Origin of the sequence: Streptomyces sp. NPDC087440, assembly GCF_044744005.1 — a bacterium.
Lineage (GTDB): Bacteria > Actinomycetota > Actinomycetes > Streptomycetales > Streptomycetaceae > Streptomyces.
In genome coordinates, this window is sequence record NZ_JBIUXN010000001.1 from 132,139 (window position 1) to 149,335 (window position 17,197).

At 70.3% G+C, this 17,197-nt stretch carries 14 protein-coding genes; 11 read left to right on the plus strand and 3 right to left on the minus strand.

Annotation, left to right across the window (positions count from 1 at the left end):
- Positions 1-161 precede the first annotated feature (161 nt).
- Positions 162-560, minus strand: a complete 399-nt coding sequence (locus ACIO3O_RS00550) for a VOC family protein (RefSeq protein WP_401740140.1) — start codon at positions 558-560, stop codon at positions 162-164.
- A gap of 93 nt (positions 561-653) precedes the next feature.
- Between ACIO3O_RS00550 and ACIO3O_RS00555 the strand changes: the two genes are divergently transcribed.
- Complete coding sequence (locus ACIO3O_RS00555; protein WP_401740142.1) at positions 654-1,685, plus strand: helix-turn-helix transcriptional regulator; 1,032 nt, start codon at positions 654-656, stop codon at positions 1,683-1,685.
- A 173-nt stretch (positions 1,686-1,858) separates the two neighbouring features.
- Here ACIO3O_RS00555 and ACIO3O_RS00560 read toward each other — a convergent pair whose 3' ends face one another.
- Positions 1,859-2,785: a helix-turn-helix domain-containing protein gene (locus tag ACIO3O_RS00560; RefSeq protein ID WP_401740144.1), complete on the minus strand. Its 927-nt coding sequence runs from the start codon at positions 2,783-2,785 to the stop codon at positions 1,859-1,861.
- Positions 2,786-2,921: 136 nt separating this feature from the next.
- Here ACIO3O_RS00560 and ACIO3O_RS00565 point away from each other — a divergent pair, with 136 nt between their 5' ends.
- The 4 genes from ACIO3O_RS00565 (at position 2,922) to ACIO3O_RS00580 (ending at position 7,338) form a co-directional block, all read left to right on the plus strand.
- A complete protein-coding gene (locus ACIO3O_RS00565; RefSeq protein WP_401740146.1) occupies positions 2,922-3,839 on the plus strand; it encodes an MBL fold metallo-hydrolase in 918 nt (305 codons plus the stop codon).
- A 61-nt stretch (positions 3,840-3,900) separates the two neighbouring features.
- Positions 3,901-5,430, plus strand: a complete 1,530-nt coding sequence (locus ACIO3O_RS00570; protein WP_401740148.1) for a carboxylesterase/lipase family protein — start codon at positions 3,901-3,903, stop codon at positions 5,428-5,430.
- 316 nt (positions 5,431-5,746) lie between these two features.
- Positions 5,747-6,259 (plus strand): cupin domain-containing protein, encoded by a 513-nt coding sequence (locus ACIO3O_RS00575; protein WP_401740150.1) that lies wholly within the window; start codon positions 5,747-5,749, stop codon positions 6,257-6,259.
- Between the two features lie 725 nt (positions 6,260-6,984).
- Positions 6,985-7,338 (plus strand): beta/gamma crystallin domain-containing protein, encoded by a 354-nt coding sequence (locus ACIO3O_RS00580; RefSeq protein WP_401740152.1) that lies wholly within the window; start codon positions 6,985-6,987, stop codon positions 7,336-7,338.
- 199 nt (positions 7,339-7,537) lie between these two features.
- Here the strand turns inward: ACIO3O_RS00580 and ACIO3O_RS00585 are convergent, their stop codons facing one another.
- A complete protein-coding gene (locus ACIO3O_RS00585) occupies positions 7,538-8,455 on the minus strand; it encodes a LysR family transcriptional regulator (RefSeq protein ID WP_401740154.1) in 918 nt (305 codons plus the stop codon).
- Positions 8,456-8,693: 238 nt separating this feature from the next.
- On the opposite strand from ACIO3O_RS00585, the gene ACIO3O_RS00590 reads away from it, so the two are divergent.
- The 6 genes from ACIO3O_RS00590 (at position 8,694) to ACIO3O_RS00615 (ending at position 17,189) form a co-directional block, all read left to right on the plus strand.
- Positions 8,694-9,629, plus strand: a complete 936-nt coding sequence (locus tag ACIO3O_RS00590) for an NADP-dependent oxidoreductase (protein ID WP_401740156.1) — start codon at positions 8,694-8,696, stop codon at positions 9,627-9,629.
- Between the two features lie 73 nt (positions 9,630-9,702).
- The gene (locus ACIO3O_RS00595; protein WP_401740158.1) at positions 9,703-10,320 is read left to right on the plus strand and encodes a Type 1 glutamine amidotransferase-like domain-containing protein; all 618 of its coding nucleotides are present in this window, start codon (positions 9,703-9,705) and stop codon (positions 10,318-10,320) included.
- 49 nt (positions 10,321-10,369) lie between these two features.
- Positions 10,370-10,813 carry a carboxymuconolactone decarboxylase family protein gene (locus ACIO3O_RS00600; RefSeq protein WP_401740159.1) on the plus strand — a complete coding sequence of 148 codons (444 nt, stop codon included), beginning with the start codon at positions 10,370-10,372 and terminating at the stop codon, positions 10,811-10,813.
- Positions 10,814-10,924: 111 nt separating this feature from the next.
- Positions 10,925-11,839 (plus strand): NAD-dependent epimerase/dehydratase family protein, encoded by a 915-nt coding sequence (locus ACIO3O_RS00605; RefSeq protein ID WP_401740161.1) that lies wholly within the window; start codon positions 10,925-10,927, stop codon positions 11,837-11,839.
- Between the two features lie 257 nt (positions 11,840-12,096).
- Entirely contained in the window at positions 12,097-13,317 is a 1,221-nt protein-coding gene (locus ACIO3O_RS00610) for an MFS transporter (RefSeq protein WP_401740162.1), read from the plus strand.
- A gap of 557 nt (positions 13,318-13,874) precedes the next feature.
- The gene (locus ACIO3O_RS00615; protein ID WP_401741812.1) at positions 13,875-17,189 is read left to right on the plus strand and encodes a S8 family serine peptidase; all 3,315 of its coding nucleotides are present in this window, start codon (positions 13,875-13,877) and stop codon (positions 17,187-17,189) included.
- Positions 17,190-17,197: the final 8 nt, after the last annotated feature.

The window sequence follows — 17,197 nt, forward strand, 5'->3', positions numbered from 1 at the left end:
CGCCGACTCGGTCGCGGGCGCGAGCGTAACGCCGTGCCGCCGCGCTGGAGATCGGCAGCGAGGCGGGCCGGCCCGTGCTGCTGGCGCTCCCGGACTCGGCGGCCGCGTTCACCGGGAGCCCTGGGGCCTCAGGACTCCCGCGTGAGCGGCTGCGCGTGGCGTCAGCGTGCGAACTTGTCGACGGCCGTTGAGGTGACGGGGGTGAAGAAGTTGACGAGGTTGCCGTCGGGGTCACGGAACAGCAGCGACCGGTTGCCCCAGGGCATCGTCGTGGGCTCGGTGACGAAATCGGTGACGAAGCCGGTCAGGTTCTGGTGAACGCGGTCCACGTCGTCGACGAGGAACTCGGTGATCACGCTGTGGTTGTCCGCCGGGCGGGCAGAGCCCGGGGCGAACAGCGGGACGGTACGGGTGCCGGCGATCGCGAGGGTGGCGCCCGCAGTCTTGAGTTCGGCGAAGTCCTCGGTGGCCCACGTCGCCCGCATTCCTGTGGCTCGCTCGTAGAAACCGACGAGGCGCGCCACGTCGCCGGTGATGATGCGAATCGAAACGAAGTCCATGGGGATCTCCTTGGCTGTGCTGGAGGGGTGCACTGCGCAGGCTAGGAGAAATAGTGGACAGAATCGGTCCTGTATTCGCGTTAGGTTGTGACCATGCCTCGACCCACTGCCCGCGTGCTGACACTCCTGGAGCTCCTGCAGTCGGGCGGCACCCGGACGGTGGCCGAACTGGCCGACCGACTCGGTGTCGAAGGGCGCACCGTGCGGCGGTACGTGGAGCAGCTGATCGAACTGGACGTTCCGGTGGTGTCGGTGCGCGGCCGCTACGGCGGGTACCGGCTCGCCCCCGGGTCCCGCTTGCCTCCGCTCATGCTCAGCGACGACGAGGCGCTGGCCGTACTGCTCGGCCTGATGGCCGGCCGCCGGGCGGGGCTGACCACGACGCAGCACACGGCGCACGAGACGGCATCGGCGAAGATCCGGAGAGTGCTGCCCCGGCACATCGCCCGCCGACTCGACACACTCCTGGAATCCCTCTCCTTCACGGATCAGCACGGAAAGTTCGACACCCCGGACGTCGCGGAGGCCGCGGATGCCGGGGTCCTGCTCGCCATCGCCGATGCGGTGCGCCACCGGCGGCCGGTCTCGATCCGCTACACCGACCGCGACGGCCGGCGCAGCGAACGCACGCTGCACGCGTACGGGATCGTCGCCCATGCGGGCCGGTGGTACGTCACGGGCAAGGACGCCCGGATCGGCGAGGACCGAACCTTCCGGCTCGATCGCATCGCAGACGCGCGGACCCTGCCCGGCTCGTTCGAAGCGCCAGAAGCGCCAACGGGTCCCGGTCCGGCACAGCGCGTGTTGTCGGGCTTCGCCACGGCCGCGTACCGGCATGAGGTGACCCTGCGGGTCCACGGGACGGTCGAGCTGATCCGCGCGCACCTTCCCGCCAGCGTCGCGAGCCTGGAGGAGCACGAGCCCGCGGCGGGCGAGGACCGGGCAACCGAGGACCGGGCAACCGAGCGCTGGCTACGCGTTGAGCTGCGGGCGGAGCGACTCGACTGGTTGCCTCCGGTACTCGCCTCACTCGACCGGCCGTTCGTCATCGAGCGTCCCGCTGAACTGCGCGACCTCGTCAGCGAGTTCGTCGATCGCCTCGCGTCCTACGCCCGCCAAGCATGACAGCGAGGGCCCCCTGCCATGAGCACGGTCGCCGGATGGATCATCACTCGTCCCGACACCCTGCGGAAGACCCACATCCGTCCCTGCCGGACCGGCCTGGACGACTTCCTCGCGGCGCTGCCGGACCGGTTCGGGCTGGACCACGGGCCGGCCGGGCCGCACCCGTGTCCTTGTCATGGCGTGGCCGAAGCGTTCTGTCTCACCGCCGTGTCCTTGTCCTCAGTTGGGGCCGTCCGCATGCGGTGCCTGCTGCGGCTCGCGTGCCGGAGGAGTACGAGGGCCTCTTCGGAAGCGGAGTCGGCGGAGGTGGTGCATACGACGAGCGCCTGTTCCGGCGCGCGGGCGATCGACAGGGTCTGCTGAGTCACCGTCACTGTGCCGACCACGGGGTGGTGGAGCTCGTAGGACGCGGCGTCGCACGGCGTCACGCGATGGTCCGCCCACAGGGCGACGAACTCGGGGCTCTTCATCGTCAGTTCGCCGATCAGCGCGGCGAGCAGCGGGTCCTCCGGGTGTCTGCCGACGGCGATGCGCAGGTTGCCGACCACCGCGCGGGCCTTGCGCTTCCAGTCCGCGTACAACTCCTGACAGTGCGGGTCGAGGAACAGCATCCGGCTCATGTTCGGACGCCGTGACGGGTCGTTCGGGTCGAGGAGGTCCAGGTGACTGGCCAGCAGGGCGTGGCCGAGGGTGTTCCAGGCCAGCACGTCCGTACGGCGGCCGAGCACCATCGCCGGGACACCGTCGACGGCGCGCAGGAGGTCGCGGGTTTCGTCGGCGAGGGTCTCCGGCTGTGGGCGGCGTGGCCTGGGTGCGTGGCGGCCGGCCTCGGCGAGCCGGTCGAGGTGTTCGCGTTCGTGGTGGTCGAGCAGGAGAGCGCGGGCGATCGCGTCGAGCACCTCGGCCGAGGCCCCGCGTGACTGGCCCTGCTCCAGCCGTGCGTAGTACGAGACGCTGACGCCCGCCAACTGTGCCAGTTCCTCGCGCCGCAGGCCGGCCACCCGTCTGCGGGGCCCGAGGTCGCGCAGACCCACGTCCTGGGGTCGCAGCCTCGCCCGTCGGGCTTGGAGGAAGGTGCCGAGTGGGCCGGGTGCGTTCATCGCCCCAGTATTCGGTGCCGGGCCCGCCCTCAGCCACACCCTGCGAGGGGTGGGACAGGGCGGGAGTGGCTCGTGTCCGTACACGCGTCCAAGCTCGTTTCCGTCCGCACGTACACCCTGCCCGAGGACGGACCGCATGGATCGGAAACCTGAGCAGATCGCCCTGGGCGATGTCACCGTCACCCGCGTCAGAGAGTTCTACGGCTCGGCCCGGATGTCCCCCGGCGCGTTCTTCCCGGACAGCCCCGACGGTTCGTGGGCCGAGCACCGTGACTGGCTGGCGCCCGACTTCTGGAACCCGCGGACGGACGAGTGCCGTACGGCGATCCAGTCCTGGCTGCTGCGCAGCGAGGGGCGCACGATCCTTGTCGACACCGGCGTGGGCAATCACAAGGACCGCCCCTACGCGCCGGTGTGGAGCCGCATGGACACGGACTACCTCGACAATCTCGCCGCCGCCGGCGTGCGGCCCGAGGACGTGGACATCGTGGTCAACACCCACCTGCACATCGATCACGTGGGCTGGAACACCCGCCTCGACGGCCGGTCCTGGGTGCCGACCTTCCCGAACGCGACGTATCTGATGGCCCGGCGGGACTTCGACTTCTGGGACCCGGCGGGCGGGTACACGAGCGTGCTCGGCCGCGGGAACCAGAACGTCTTCGAGGACAGCGTCGCCCCCGTCCACCAAGCGGGGCTGACGCATCTGTGGGAAGGGTCGTACCGGATCGACAGGAACCTGCGCCTCGATCTTGCTCCCGGGCACACCCCCGGCTCGTCCGTGCTGACCTTGGAATCCGGCACTGATCAGGGCCTGTTCGTCGGGGATCTGGTACACACCGCGCTGCAGATCGCGGAGCCGGACACCAACTCCTGCTTCTGCGAGGACCCGGCGCAGTCCCGCGCCACCCGGCACAGACTGCTGGGCAGCGCCTGCGAGAACAACGCACTTGTCTTTCCGGCGCACTTCGGCGGACACGGTGCCGCGGAGATCGTGCGCAACGGATCGAAGTTCGCGATCAAGGGGTGGGCGGGCTTCTCCCGCCTCTCCTGACACCTCCTCCCCCCTCCCCCTCCCCTTCTCCCCGCTCCCCCCTTCTGAAGAGGAAACGTCCGTGCCCCGACAGGCAGATCCGCTCGTCGAAACCCCATCAGGTGCCGTACGCGGCCTCCGCGGCCGAACGGGCGAGCGCTACCGCGGCCTCCCTTACGCGGCGGCGCCGACCGGCGCCGGCCGCTTCGAGGCGCCCGCACCGCACCCGGGCTGGTCCGGTGTGCGGGACGGCACGCGGCCCTCGCCCACCGCTCCCCAGCCGACCCGCGACTTCGGCCGCCTCGACATGACCCCCTACTTCGGTCCGGGCTGGGTGCCCGGCGGGGAGTACCTGTCCGTCGACGTGCACACGCCTGCGGCCGACGGCGGCAGGCGACCCGTCATGGTCTTCGTGCACGGCGGGGGCTTCGTCACCGGCTCGAACCGCGCGGCGCTCTACGACGGCAGCGCGTTCGCCCGCGACGGCGTGGTCCTGGTGACGGTGAACTACCGGCTCGGCATCCCCGGGTTCCTCGACCTGAAGGGGGCTCCATCGAACCGCGGGCTGCTCGACCTGCTCGCCGCACTCGGTTGGGTACGCGACACCGTCGCGGCCTTCGGGGGCGACCCCGGAAACGTCACGGTCTTCGGCCAGTCCGCGGGCGCCACCCTCATCGGTGCGCTGCTCGCGACACCGGAGGCCAAGGGCCTGTTCCGGCGGGCGATCATCCAGAGCGGCAACGGGATGGGTGCGTTCACTCCGGAGCAGGCGCAACGGGCCGGTGCCGCAGCGGCCGCCGCCCTGGGCGTCGAGCCGACCGCCGAGGCGTTCGCTGCGATCCCCGACAGCCGCTTCCTGGCGGTGCTGCCCGCACTGGCCGGACTCGACCTGCGCACCAGTACCGCCGGCGACCCACTGGCCGGACTCAGCCCGTTCAGCCTGGTCCTGCCGGTCCAGCCCGCCGACGCCCTCGCTGACGGCCCGGCCGCAGAAATCGACCTGCTCATCGGCACCAACTCCCAAGAGGGGCACCTCTATCTCGTACCGCAGGGCGTCCTGGAGTCCACCACGCAGGCGGAGGTGCGCGCCTTCGCCGCCCGGGCTCACACGGACCCGCAGACGGTTCTCGCCGCACACCGCGCGGCGCTGCCCCACGCAACACCGGGCGAGTTGCGCTCGGCACTGCTCGGGCAGGTCCTGTTCGAGGCCGGTACGACGCGTATGGCGCGTGCCCACGCGCGGGTCTCGGGCGGCCGTACGTACCTCTACTCGTTCGGGTACCGTTCGACGGCCCTGGACGGGCGGCTCGGGGCCGCCCATGCCGTCGAACTGCCCTTTGTGTTCGACCTCGCCGACGAACCCTGGCTGCACGGGGACACCGGCTTGCTCGGCGCCGCCTCCGCCCCCGCCGGCCTGGCGGCCCGGGTACACGGCGCCTGGGTCGCGTTCGCCCGCACCGGGAGCACCGGCTGGGTTCCCTACGACCCGCAGCGTCCGAGGGCGGAAATCCTCGGCGGAACACCCGAGTTCAGCTCCCGGGCACATCTACGCCCGCGCTCGGCAGGTGGCGATTCGGCCGATGGTCACCCACGGGACGGAATCGCGGGCTAGTGCGGATTCGGCGCTCGCCCGGCAGGCGGCAGATCGGGCCGTTGGGCGGTTCGGTCGCAGGCCAGGTAGGAGATCGCCATGTGGCCCGGAATATACGTTTCGAGGCGGCCGGTGCACCGCCGGAGCGGCTCCGATGCCCCGGCTCGGCGTTGGTGTGCCCGACGCAGATCCCGGACGGGGGCTGCCGACGGTGCGCCGCCCTTCGCGCCGGGCACCCACCTCGCATATCTCAACGTTGAAATACTTGACGTTGAACGAGTTGGGGTGATTTTATCTCAACGTTGAACTTCTCAAGGCTGAACGACAGGAGCCCGTGATGTCACACCCCCAGCACCTCCACTACCCCGAGCCCCGCTACCAGGGCGAAGCCGGCGAGGTGAGCGCCTCCTTCCGCAGCGCGGACACCCCGCCGGACCTCACCTCGCCCCGCGGTGACACCTACCGCTACCTGGCCACCCACGGCTCGACCGGCGGCGAGTACGGCCTGTACCAAGTCGACCTGGCAGCACGGGCCGCGGGTGCCAGGACCCACTTCCACAAGGCCATGTCGGAGTCCTTCTACGTCCTGTCCGGAGAGCTGGCGCTCTTCAACGGCGAGAAGTGGGTGACGGGCCGCACCGGGGACTTCCTCTACGTACCGCCAGGCGGCCTGCACGCGTTCAAGAACGTGACCGACGAGCCCACCTCGATGCTCATGCTCTTCGCCCCGGGCGCCCCGCGCGAGCAGTTCTTCGAACGCGTCGCCGAGATGTCACAGCGCGGCAGCGAGGAACTCAAGCAGTTCCGCGTACGGCACGACAGCTACTTCGAGGAGGACTTCCCGGCATAACCGCAGCAGCAGCCGCAGGAGTGCGTAGCGACTGCGGGCCGCGGCGTCGCCGCACCTCTCCTCCTCGGGGGCGTCCGTGAGGTCCTTGCCGAGGCCCACCATCGCGGCCGGATGGCACACCACGTGAACTCCGCTCAGCGCACCGCGCACGGTCCCCGAGCAGCCAATCCAGGACCAAGGGCGCATGCTCCTCGCGGACGTTGGGGCCCGCCCTCCCCCGATGTGCCTCCGCACGCGGGTACGTCAACGCGCTCGGTGCCCCGGGGTGGCCGAGGAGCGCGGCATGCGCGCTGACGAGGTGGTGTCGGCAGATCCGGGCGCCTCCGCCTGGCGTGCCCCGCCGTTTCCCTGACCACCCGTCAACACCGCCTGCCGGGTACCGGCGTCGCAGCGGTGGTCCTGGTCGGTGAGGTACGGGACGCGACCGGTCCGGCAGGAGTTCGCAGGTTTCTCCCCGATGCCCGAAAGGGTCCGCAGGTTCGCTCTTATTGAGCCAATCGGCAAAACATCTATTCAGCTCGGACAAGATCGATTCAAGTCACGCTCAAGCAATTTCCAGCCTGTAAGCGAAAGCGGGGTTGCTACATGCCCCATACACAGAGGAGCCTGGATCAAGAAAGTGCAAGCGACGTTCGTTGAAATCGAATTGACCGAGCCAGGTCGTGGACCGGTTGATTCATCGACGACTGCGCGAGCATTCATCTCCCGTAACGAACGGAGTTTTCATGGTTTCCCGAGCAAAGCGCTTGGTGCGCTCCTCCGCCTTCGCGATCGCGGCAGCCGCGACCCTCACCCTGGCCATGCCCACGAGCAACGCGTTCGCCATCGACAAGGTGGAGTGCCGTGGCGGCGAGAACTTCCTGAAGATCTGGTCGCACAGCGGCGGCCGGGACAGCGTGGACTGCTACGCCAACCGGGGCCGGACCGACTTCGGCGGGTGGTGGGTGGACAAGATCTCCACCGGAAACAACGACCTCATCTACTACGACGTGAACGGCGACTCGGTCCGCATCAACCGCTGGACCGAAATCACGTACCCGAACCGTCCGCCGAAGGTGAAGTCGATCGAAATTCTGTAGCGATCCGGGCGGAGAATGCGACTGTCGGCCAGAGTTCTCTATTTCTGGCCGGCAGTCGTCGTTAAGTCGCCGTTTCCGTCTTGTGGCCAGGCCGCCGACTACGGTGCCCCCTCGCGGAAGGCCCACGCCTCAAGGCAGCATGCCCTGTCTCGCGGCCCGAATGCGGCAGGACCCTTCAGAGTCGGCGCACCGGCCGGTCTCACTCCCCGACAGGGGCAGGAGGAGGAAGCCGGACGGCGACGCTCCGGGCGGCCTGGTTGAAGGCGAGGATCTGGGGTGCGGTGTTGGTCACGAGCCACGTGGGTGCCCATTCCAGGGGCGCCGCGTCACTCAGCGGCAGATAGGTGACGCCGGGGCGCGCGTAGAACCGTGTCACCTGGGCGCCCATGACGAAGGCACCCTCGCCGGCGTCGATCAGCGCCAGAGCCTCCTGCAGCGTCTCGAACTCGGGGCCGCATTCGACGGGTCGGCCCGCAGGCGTCAGGCGTGGTGTGCGGTCCGCGCGCCAGTAGTCGGGGAACGCCCCGGCCACCTGAAGCATCCTGACCGCGGCCAGGTCTTCCAGCGAAACGCTGTCGCGCCGGGCGAGCGGATGGCCGGACGGCACCCCCAGCACCCGGGGCTCGGAGAACAGGACCGGCCCGGTGACCATGTCGGGTTCGTGGTGCGGCAGGCTCACGACCAGAAGATCGACGTCGCCGGCCCGCAGCCGCCGAAGGCCGTCGACGATCTGCATTTCCCTGAGCCGGACCCTCCAGCCGGGGTTGCCCCGGTCGAACAGCCGGGCGGCCTGGGCCATGAGCTGTCCGGCCGCCGCGCCGAGAAACCCGACCCGCAGCAGGCGATCAACGCCTCGCGCGGCGTTGATCGCCCTCTCCACCCCGGCCTCGATCTGGTCGTAGGCAGGGCGCACGTCCTCGCGCAGCAGCCGGCCGGCCTCGGTGAGACGGACATGACGGCTGTTGCGTTCGAAGAGCGGCGTGCCGATGTGACGTTCCAGCTTCTTGATGGTCTGACTGACCCGCGCGGTGCTCACATGCAGGCGTTCGGCCGTGCGGCCGAAGTGCAGTTCCTCGGCCAGCGTCAGGAAGGCCTCCAGCTCAAGCCGCTCCAGCACCCAGTCCTCCGGACGTTAAACCCACCTTAACGACCGTTGCACTATGCCAGCTTGTTGGCACATCGCACCCGTAGGAGTCTGAACGGGCCGCCCTCGCACGGCACTTGCACCCCTCGCCCGAGGCTCCCGGGTCGCCTTTGCGGCCGGGCCCGTGCCGTCTGGACGCGAGACCTCCGCTCATTCCACCCGCACGGCCGGACCACCACGGACGGCCTCCCGGACACAAAGGAACCTCACTATGCGCGCCATCGGGCAGGACTCCTTCGGCGGACCGGACGTGCTGAAGGTCGTTGAGGTACCGCGTCCGGTGCCCGGCCCCGCCGAAGTGCTCGTCCGGGTACGTGCGGCGGGGGTGAACCCGACCGACTGGTGGCACCGGGCCACCGGAGGACTGGCGGGCGACACACCGATCCGCCTGGGCTGGGACGTCTCGGGTGTCATCGAAGCCACCGGGCCGGGTGTCACCCTGTTCGCACCCGGCGACGAGGTGTTCGGCATGCCGCGCCAGCCGGCCCCTGCCGGTACCTACGCCGAGTACGTGGTCTCTCCCGCGCGGCACTTGGCCGCCAAGCCGCCGGGACTCTCCCACGTGGAGGCTGCGGCCCTCCCCCTGGCCGCGCTCACCGCGTGGCAGGCCCTGGTCGACACCGCCGGGCTCCGCCCCGGGCAACGGGTGCTGATCCACGCCGCGGCCGGCGGGGTCGGGCATCTGGCCGTACAGATCGCCAAGGCGCGTGGAGCCCATGTCGTCGGCACCGCTCGCAGCGCCAACCACGACTTCGTACGAGGGCTGGGCGCCGACGAGGTCATCGACTACACCCGCACCGACTTCACCACCGTCGCCCGGAACATCGACGTCGTGCTCGACACCATCGGCGGCGACTACGGCCCTCGCTCCCTCAAGACCCTGCGGCCGGGCGGCATGGTCGTGTCGCTCGCGTCCCCCGCCGAGGCGCACCTGGAGGACCGGGCCCGAGCGCTCGGACTGCGCTCCACCTTCATGATCACCGAAGCCGACCAGGCGGGGCTGAAGGAGATCGCCTCCCTTGCCGCGTCCCAGCGGCTGCGGGTGCGCGTCGACACGGTCCTGCCGCTCGAACAGGCCGCCACGGCACACGAGTTCGGCGAGAGGGGCCGCACGGCCGGAAAGATCGTACTCACCGTTTCCGACTGATCCGCTGCTTGCCGCGGCAGAGCACAGCGGCCCGAAGTCCCTTGCCCGCATCTCTTGTCACGAGAGCAGGACCATGCGCTTGTTCCTTTCCTCCTGGAAGCTGGGGGACACCCCCGAACTGCTGGACGATCTGGCCAAAGACGCGCGGAACACGGCCGTCATCGGCAACGCGCTGGACGCCCTCCCCGCCCCGCAGAGGCAGCAGGCCACCGGCCGGGAGATCGCGATGCTGCGCGACCGCGGCTACCTGGCGGCCGAGGTTGACCTGCGGGAGCACTTCGGTGACGCGGGCACGCTCGCCGAGCGGCTCTCCGATGTCGGCGTCGTCTGGGTCCACGGCGGCAATCCGTTCGTCCTGCGGCTGGCGATGGCCCTCAGCGGCGCCGACAAGATCCTGTCCGACCTGTTGTGCCGCGACGCCCTCGTGTACGCCGGCTGGAGTGCAGGGGCCTGCGTCCTGTCGCCCAGCCTGCGCGGCCTCGAACTCGTGGACGACCCCGCCGACGCCGTCACCGTTTACGACCGGCCGGTGCTCTGGGAAGGCCTCGGCCTCCTGGACTACGCCTTCGTTCCGCACTACCGCTCGCCGATTCCCGAGAGCGAGCAGATCGAGCGCGTCGTGGAGCGCTACGACCGCGAAGGGGTGCTCTACCGCGTCTTCCGCGACGGCGAGGTCGCCCTCGTGGACTGACCACCGCACGACCCCCCGCAAACCGACATCGCCCTCGAAGGAGAATTCCATGACATCCGTACGACTGCCGGTGGACAAGCTGGCCCCGCACATCAACCGTGCCCTCAACGCGCTCGACGCCGCCTCCCGGAAGGTCGGCCTGGAGCCCGCACTGCTGGAACTGGTGCGGGCACGCGTCTCCCAGCTCAACGGCTGCGCCTACTGCGTCGACCTGCACTCCCGGGACGCCCGTACGGGAGGCGAGAGCGAGCAGCGCCTCTACGCACTGCCCGTGTGGCGCGAGACCCCGTTCTTCACCGCTCGCGAGCGGGCCGCCCTGGAGCTGGCCGAAGCGGCCACCCGGCTCACCGACGGCCCCGTGACCGACGAGGTCTACGGCCGGGCGGCCGACGCGTTCACGGAGGTCGAACTCGCCGAGCTGATCTGGACCATCACCGTGATCAACGCCTGGAACCGGCTCGGCGCCACCGCCCGGCCCTGGCCGCTCGACTGACGCAACGCGCAGCCGGACCCGCGCGCAGCCGCCCCCGGCCTGTCATGCCCCGGCCCGGCCCCGGTCACAGGTGCACCATCCCTGTCGACGTAAACGAATTGGAGTCCTCCCATGCGCGTCTTCCTCACCGGGGCCACCGGCTACATAGGCGGTTCGGTCGCCGATCTGCTGCTGCGCCGCGGACACCAGGTCGAAGGTCTCGTCCGCACCCGGGACAAGGCCCTCGAACTGGAGCGCCGCGGCATCACCCCCGTTCTCGGCACGCTCGACGACAGCGCACTGCTCACCGCGCGAGCCCGTGCGGCCGACGCGGTCGTCAACGCCGCCAACAGCGACCACCGAGGGGCCGTCGAAGCGCTCGTCGCAGGACTGACGGACACCGGCCGCCCCCTGGTGCACACCAGCGGCTCCAGCATCGTCAGCACCGACTCCCGCGGTGCCGCCACGGACGAGATCCACACCGAGAAGATGATCGTGACAGCGGGGACGAGCTGGCGGCCCGTCAAGGAGAAGGAGGCCCGCGTCGCCCTCGACCGTTTCGTCCTGGACTCGGCGGACAACGGCGTGCGCTCGGTCGTACTCTGCAACTCCCTTGTCTACGGGTACGGCCGGGGCATGGCACGCGACAGCGTCCAGATCCCCGTACTCGCCCGGCAGGCCCGCGACAGCGGAGTGGCCCGGTACATAGGCACGGGCCGCAACATCTGGTCGACCGTCCACATCGACGACATGGCCGACCTCTATCTCCGCGCCCTCACCGACGCCCCGGCCGGATCCTTCTACTTCGTCGAGAACGGCGAGGTGTCGTTCGCCGACATCTGCGCCGCCCTCGCCTCAGCACTCGGCCTCGGCCCCGCCGAGTCCTGGGACGCGGACACCGCCGTCGCCTTCTGGGGGCAGGAACTCGCCCTGTACGTACTCGCCTCCAACAGCCGGGTACGCAGCGCAGCGGCCCAACTGGGCTGGCGCCCCGCCCACTCCTCCGTCCTCGACTGGATCGAGAAGGAATACCCGCACTCCCGGTGAGGCGCTCCCCCGCACCGGCATCCGACCGTGTGGTCGGTGCGTCAGCTGTGGGCGCGGGACGCCCGCGTTGTCTCGTGCGGCCCGGCCGACGGGCCCGCACGGTGTTCGCTGCCGCGACCCGGCACTGCCTCGTCGGTCACAGCGCAGGCCCGATGCGCCTGCCGGTCGCCCGGCGAAGTGGCTCGCTCACCGCACCATCCACGGTTCGTGGTTCAGCCCCACACTCGCTCACTGACTCACTCACGGGCAGGGAATCGATGAAGCCACTACCGCCTCCGGGGCCTCAACGCACGCTTGCCCTGGCCCAGTTGAGCAACTCCGTCGGGGACGGAGCGTTCTACGTGACCTCCGCGCTCTACTTCACCCAGGTCGTCGGCCTCGCCCCCGCCAGGATCGGTCTCGGCCTCGCGGTGGCCTGGGCCGTCGGCTCGATCGTCGGAGTACCGCTCGGGCGCCTCGCGGACCGCAGGGGCCCGCGCGGAACCGCAGCACTGCTCGCCCTTGCGACCAGTGCGTCCGTCGCCGCGTTCCTCGTCGTACGGGACTTCCTGCCCTTCGTACTGGCGGCCTGCCTCTACGCCACCGCGCAGTCCGGCCTGGCCGCCGCCAGGCAGGCGCTCCTCGCCGGCCTGATCGCCAAAGACGAACGCACGGGCGCGCTCGCCCACCTCCAGTCCACCCTCAACGCGGGCCTTGCCCTCGGTGCGGCCCTCGGCGGTCTCGCCCTCTCCGCCGGTACCCGCAGCGCCTACCTGACCGTCTTCGCCGTCGACGCGGCAAGTTTCCTGCTCTGCGCCGTGGTCCTGCTGCGCCTGCCGGCGGTGACCCCGCTCCCCGCGCCGAAGGGAGCCAAGCTCGCGGTACTGCGTGACCGCCCGTACACCGTCCTCACCCTCCTCAACACGGTGCTCCTGCTGCGGATGCCCCTGCTCAGCCTCGGCCTGCCGCTGTGGATCACCGAACGCACCACCGCCCCCGCCTGGCTGGTCTCCGCACTCTTTGTCCTCAACACCGTCGCGGTCATGCTCTTCCAGGTCCGCACCGCCCGCTCCGTCACCAGCACCACCACAGCGGTCACGGCACTCCGCCGCTCCGGCGCCCTCATGCTCCTCACCTGTGCCGTCTTCGCCCTCTCCGCAGGAACCCCGACCTGGGTGGCCGTCACCTCCCTGATCACGGGCTCACTCCTGCTGGTCACGGGGGAGATGCTGCAGTCCGCAGGCTCCTGGCAACTCGGCTTCGAACTTGCCCCGGACGACCGGATCGGCGAGTACCAGGGCTTCTTCGGCACGGGCGTCACCGTCGCCCGAACCCTGGGCCCCCTGGTACTCACCACTCTGCTCATCGACGTGGGAACCCTGGGCTGGCTCCTGCTCGGCTTCCTCCTGCTGGGCGCTTCCTGCGCCATGGGCCCAACGGCCCGCCGGGCGACGGCGATCCGCCCGCTCGCGGCGCCCGAGGTGACCGAGGCAGCCTGAACCTGGTTCACGGCAGGCGTCCGCGCCTCCCAGGCACGCGGGTCGCCTGACGTCGCCACCGCTGCACCCCGCAGGCCCCACTTCCAGGAGTGGGCGAGCAGGCCGAAGCACTGCGAGCCGAACGCGTCAACGGAACTCGCACGTAGCAGTACACAGCGCACAGGGCCCGCACACGCGGTTACGGCCAATGCGGGCGTGCCGCTCTGTCCGTGAATGCGCCGGTCTGCCGGAGTCAGTCAGGGGCGCTCCCCGCGGCTGTCGCTCTTGCCGGTGCAGGTCCTCAACCGGCAGGGCCAAGGTTCCTGAAGGGGCGGGTTTTATCAACGTGGCCGGAAAGTACACACCTCAACTCTGCCTTCCCGTCCCTTCGTTGATCACACGTCACACAGCTCACATACTGCGCTGACCGGCAGGTTCGGCGTTCGGCGCATGACCGGATGCCGCCCCCGCCCCCCATATCCCAAGCTCCTGGGGGAGACTTGCGCAGGAAAGTGACCGGAAGATCGAAGAGCGCCTTGTCCGTCGCGGCGGCCGCCTCGGTGGCCCTCGTGGCGGGCATGACCGGCCCGGCGACGGCCGTCGACCCGCCCGCCGCGCCGTCCCGTGCCGCACAGCCCGACGGCAGTCAGCGCATCCAACTCGTCACGGGCGACCACGTGCGCGTCGACGCCAAGGGCCGGTTGGCGGGCTTCGAGGCCGCCGAAGGCCGTGAACGCATACCCGTGCAGACGCTGCGCGCCAAGGGGCACACACTGGTGATCCCCGCGGACGCACAGCGCCTGATCTCCACGGGCCGCTTGGACCGGCGGCTGTTCGACCTGAACGAACTCACCGACCCGCAGGTGCGCAAGAGCCACCGCGACGGGCTCAAGCTGATCGTGCAGTACGAACAGGGCGCTTCCACCGCACGGGCACAGGTGCGGGCGGCCACCGGCGTCCAGGGGCGGCGCACGTTCCCCACGATCAACGCCGATGCCGTACGTGCCTCGCAGGGCAGTGCCGCCAAGGTCTGGGAGGCACTGACCGACCTGCGGCACAACGGCGTACGGGCCACCGGCTCCGGCATCGCCAAGGTCTGGCTCGACGGTGTGCGCCGGGCGAGCCTGGATCGCAGCGTCCGGCAGATCGGCGCCGACAAGGCGTGGCAGGCCGGGTACGACGGCACGGGCGTCAAGATCGCCGTCCTCGACACCGGTGTCGACAAGAGCCATGCCGACCTCAGGACCCAGGTCGTCGGCGAGAAGAACTTCTCCGAAGCCCCCGACCTCGCCGACCGCGTCGGCCACGGCACGCACGTCGCCTCGATCGCCGCCGGTACGGGCGCCGCGTCGGGCGGGAAGTACAAGGGCGTCGCTCCCGGCGCCAAGATCCTCAGCGGCAAGGTGCTGAACGACGACGGGTACGGCGACGACTCCGGCGTCCTCGCGGGCATCGAGTGGGCCGCCGCCGAAGGCGCGGACGTGGTCAACCTCAGCCTCGGCCACCCGGACAGCCCCGAGGTCGACCCGGTGGAGGCGGCGGTCAACAGGCTGTCCGCCGAGAAGGGAATCCTGTTCGCGGCCGCGGCGGGCAACGCGGGCGAGGGCGGCAGCTCGTCGCTGGACTCCCCGGGCACCGCGGACGCCGCGCTGACCGTCGGCGCGGTCAACAAGGACGACGTGCTCGCCCCCTTCTCCAGCACGGGCCCGCGCGCCACCGACGGTGCCGTCAAGCCGGACGTCACCGCTCCCGGTGTCGCCATCACCGCAGCCGCCGCACCGGGCAGCGCCATCGACACCCTCCCCGACACGCCGCACCCGGCCCCCGGCTACCTCCAGATCGACGGCACCTCGATGGCCACCCCGCATGTCGCGGGCGCGGCGGCGATCCTCAAGCAGCGGCATCCGGGCTGGAAGGCCGCCGAGCTCAAGGGCGCGCTGACCGGTTCCGCCAAGGACGGCCCGTACACCGCCTTCCAACAGGGCGCTGGGCGCGTCCAGGCCGACAAGGCGCTCGGCCTGAGCGTGATCGCCGATCCGGTCTCGCTGAACTTCGGCGTCGCGCAGTGGCCGCACACCGACGACAAGCCCCTCACCCAGAAGGTCGGTTACCGCAACCTCGGGACCGCCGACGTCACCCTCGACCTGGCGGTGGCCACGCGGGACCCGAACGGCAAACCCGCTCCCGCCGGGTTCTTCACGCTCGGCGCGAAGAAGGTGACCGTGCCCGCCGGGGGCAGGGCCGAGGTCGACCTGACCGCCCACACCGGCGTCGGCTCCGCCGACGGCACCTACTCGGGCTATGTCACCGCCACCGGCGCGGGGCAGTCGGTCCGTACGGCCGCCGTCGCCGTCCGCGAGGCGGAGTCGTACAAGCTCAACGTCAAGGTGCTCGGCCGTGACGGCGCCGACGCCACCAGCTTCCTCGCCCTGCTGGGCGGAGTCAGCGGTCCGGCCAAGGGCTTCGGGGGCTACTTCGACCCGTCGAGCCCGCACACGCTCCAGGTGCCCAAGGGGTCGTACGCTCTCTTCGCCAACATCGAGCAGGATGCGTCGGACTCCACCAAGGGCGTCGACTCGGTCTCCCAGCCGCAGTTGGACGTCAACGGGGACACTACGGTCACCCTCGACGCACGCACCGCCAAGCCGGTGATCCTCACCGCACCCGGGCACAGCACGGCGGACAGCGCCGTGGCGTACCAGAGCCGTGGAGCCGACGGCAGCGCCGTCGGCCTCGGGCGGGTGTTCGTCGGGGACTTCATCGACTTCCGCACCGCGCACGTGGGCCCCGCCGTCACCGACGGCACCCTCGTCCAGACCTTCAACGCGGACTTCGTCAAGGACGCGGCTTCCCAGTACTCGGTGGCTTTCGGCGGCAGTACGAAGAAGCTGGCGACCGGCCTCGTCAGGCACACGCAGGCGAAGGACCTCGCGACGCTCAAGATCGGCCTCGGCGCCTCCGCTCCCGGAAAGGCCCTCGCGGCCTACGCCGTTCCCCAGCTGCCCGGCGCGTCGACGGACGGCGGATTCCCGGTGCTTCAGGCGGCGCACGGCACACGCACCCTGTACGTATCCACGGCCGACGGCGTCCGGTGGCAGACCGAGGTCCAGCAGTACGGCAAGCCCGACGCGGACGGCGGCCGGTTCCTCGAAAGCTACTCCACGACGGTCGGGCCGCAGCGCTACGAAGCGGGCCGCACCTACCGGGACAGGTTCAACACGGGCGTCTTCGGCCCCCTGCTGAACAAGGAGAGGGGCGTCTTTCGCACCGCGCCCGACCCGATCACGGGCAAGCAGCTGATCGTGGGTCTGCTGCCGCTCCTGTCCGACGGCAACGGCCACCTCGACGACACGGCGGACCCCTACGTCCAGTCGTACACGTCGGCCTCCTCCACGCTGTACCGCAACGGCGTGAAGATCGCCGGGAGCAGCGCCCCGCCGAACGGCCGGGTGCCCTTCGCAGTCGACTCCTCCGACGCCGAGTACCGGCTCACGGTCTCCATCGAGCGCTCGGCGGAGATCGCCGAGGCCTCCACCCGCGTCGACGCGGACTTCACCTTCCGCTCGAAGCCCGTCACGCGGACCACGGCAATGCCGGTCTCCACGGTGCGCTTCGCGGTCCCTGTCGACCTCGCCTCGCGCGCTCCGGCGGGCCGGACGGTACGGGTGCCGGTGACCGTGCAGGGTTCGGCGGCCGGGAAGAACCTCAAGTCCCTTGCGTTGGAGGTGAGTTACGACGAGGGGAAGACCTGGCAGTCCGCGAAGGTCGACGGCGGAAGCATCTCCGTGAAGAACCCGGCGAAGGACAAGGCCGTCTCGTTCCGCGCGGAGATCGTGGACAAGCAGGGCAATACGTCGGCACTGACGATCCACCACGCGTACTACGGCAAGTAGCTGAGCAG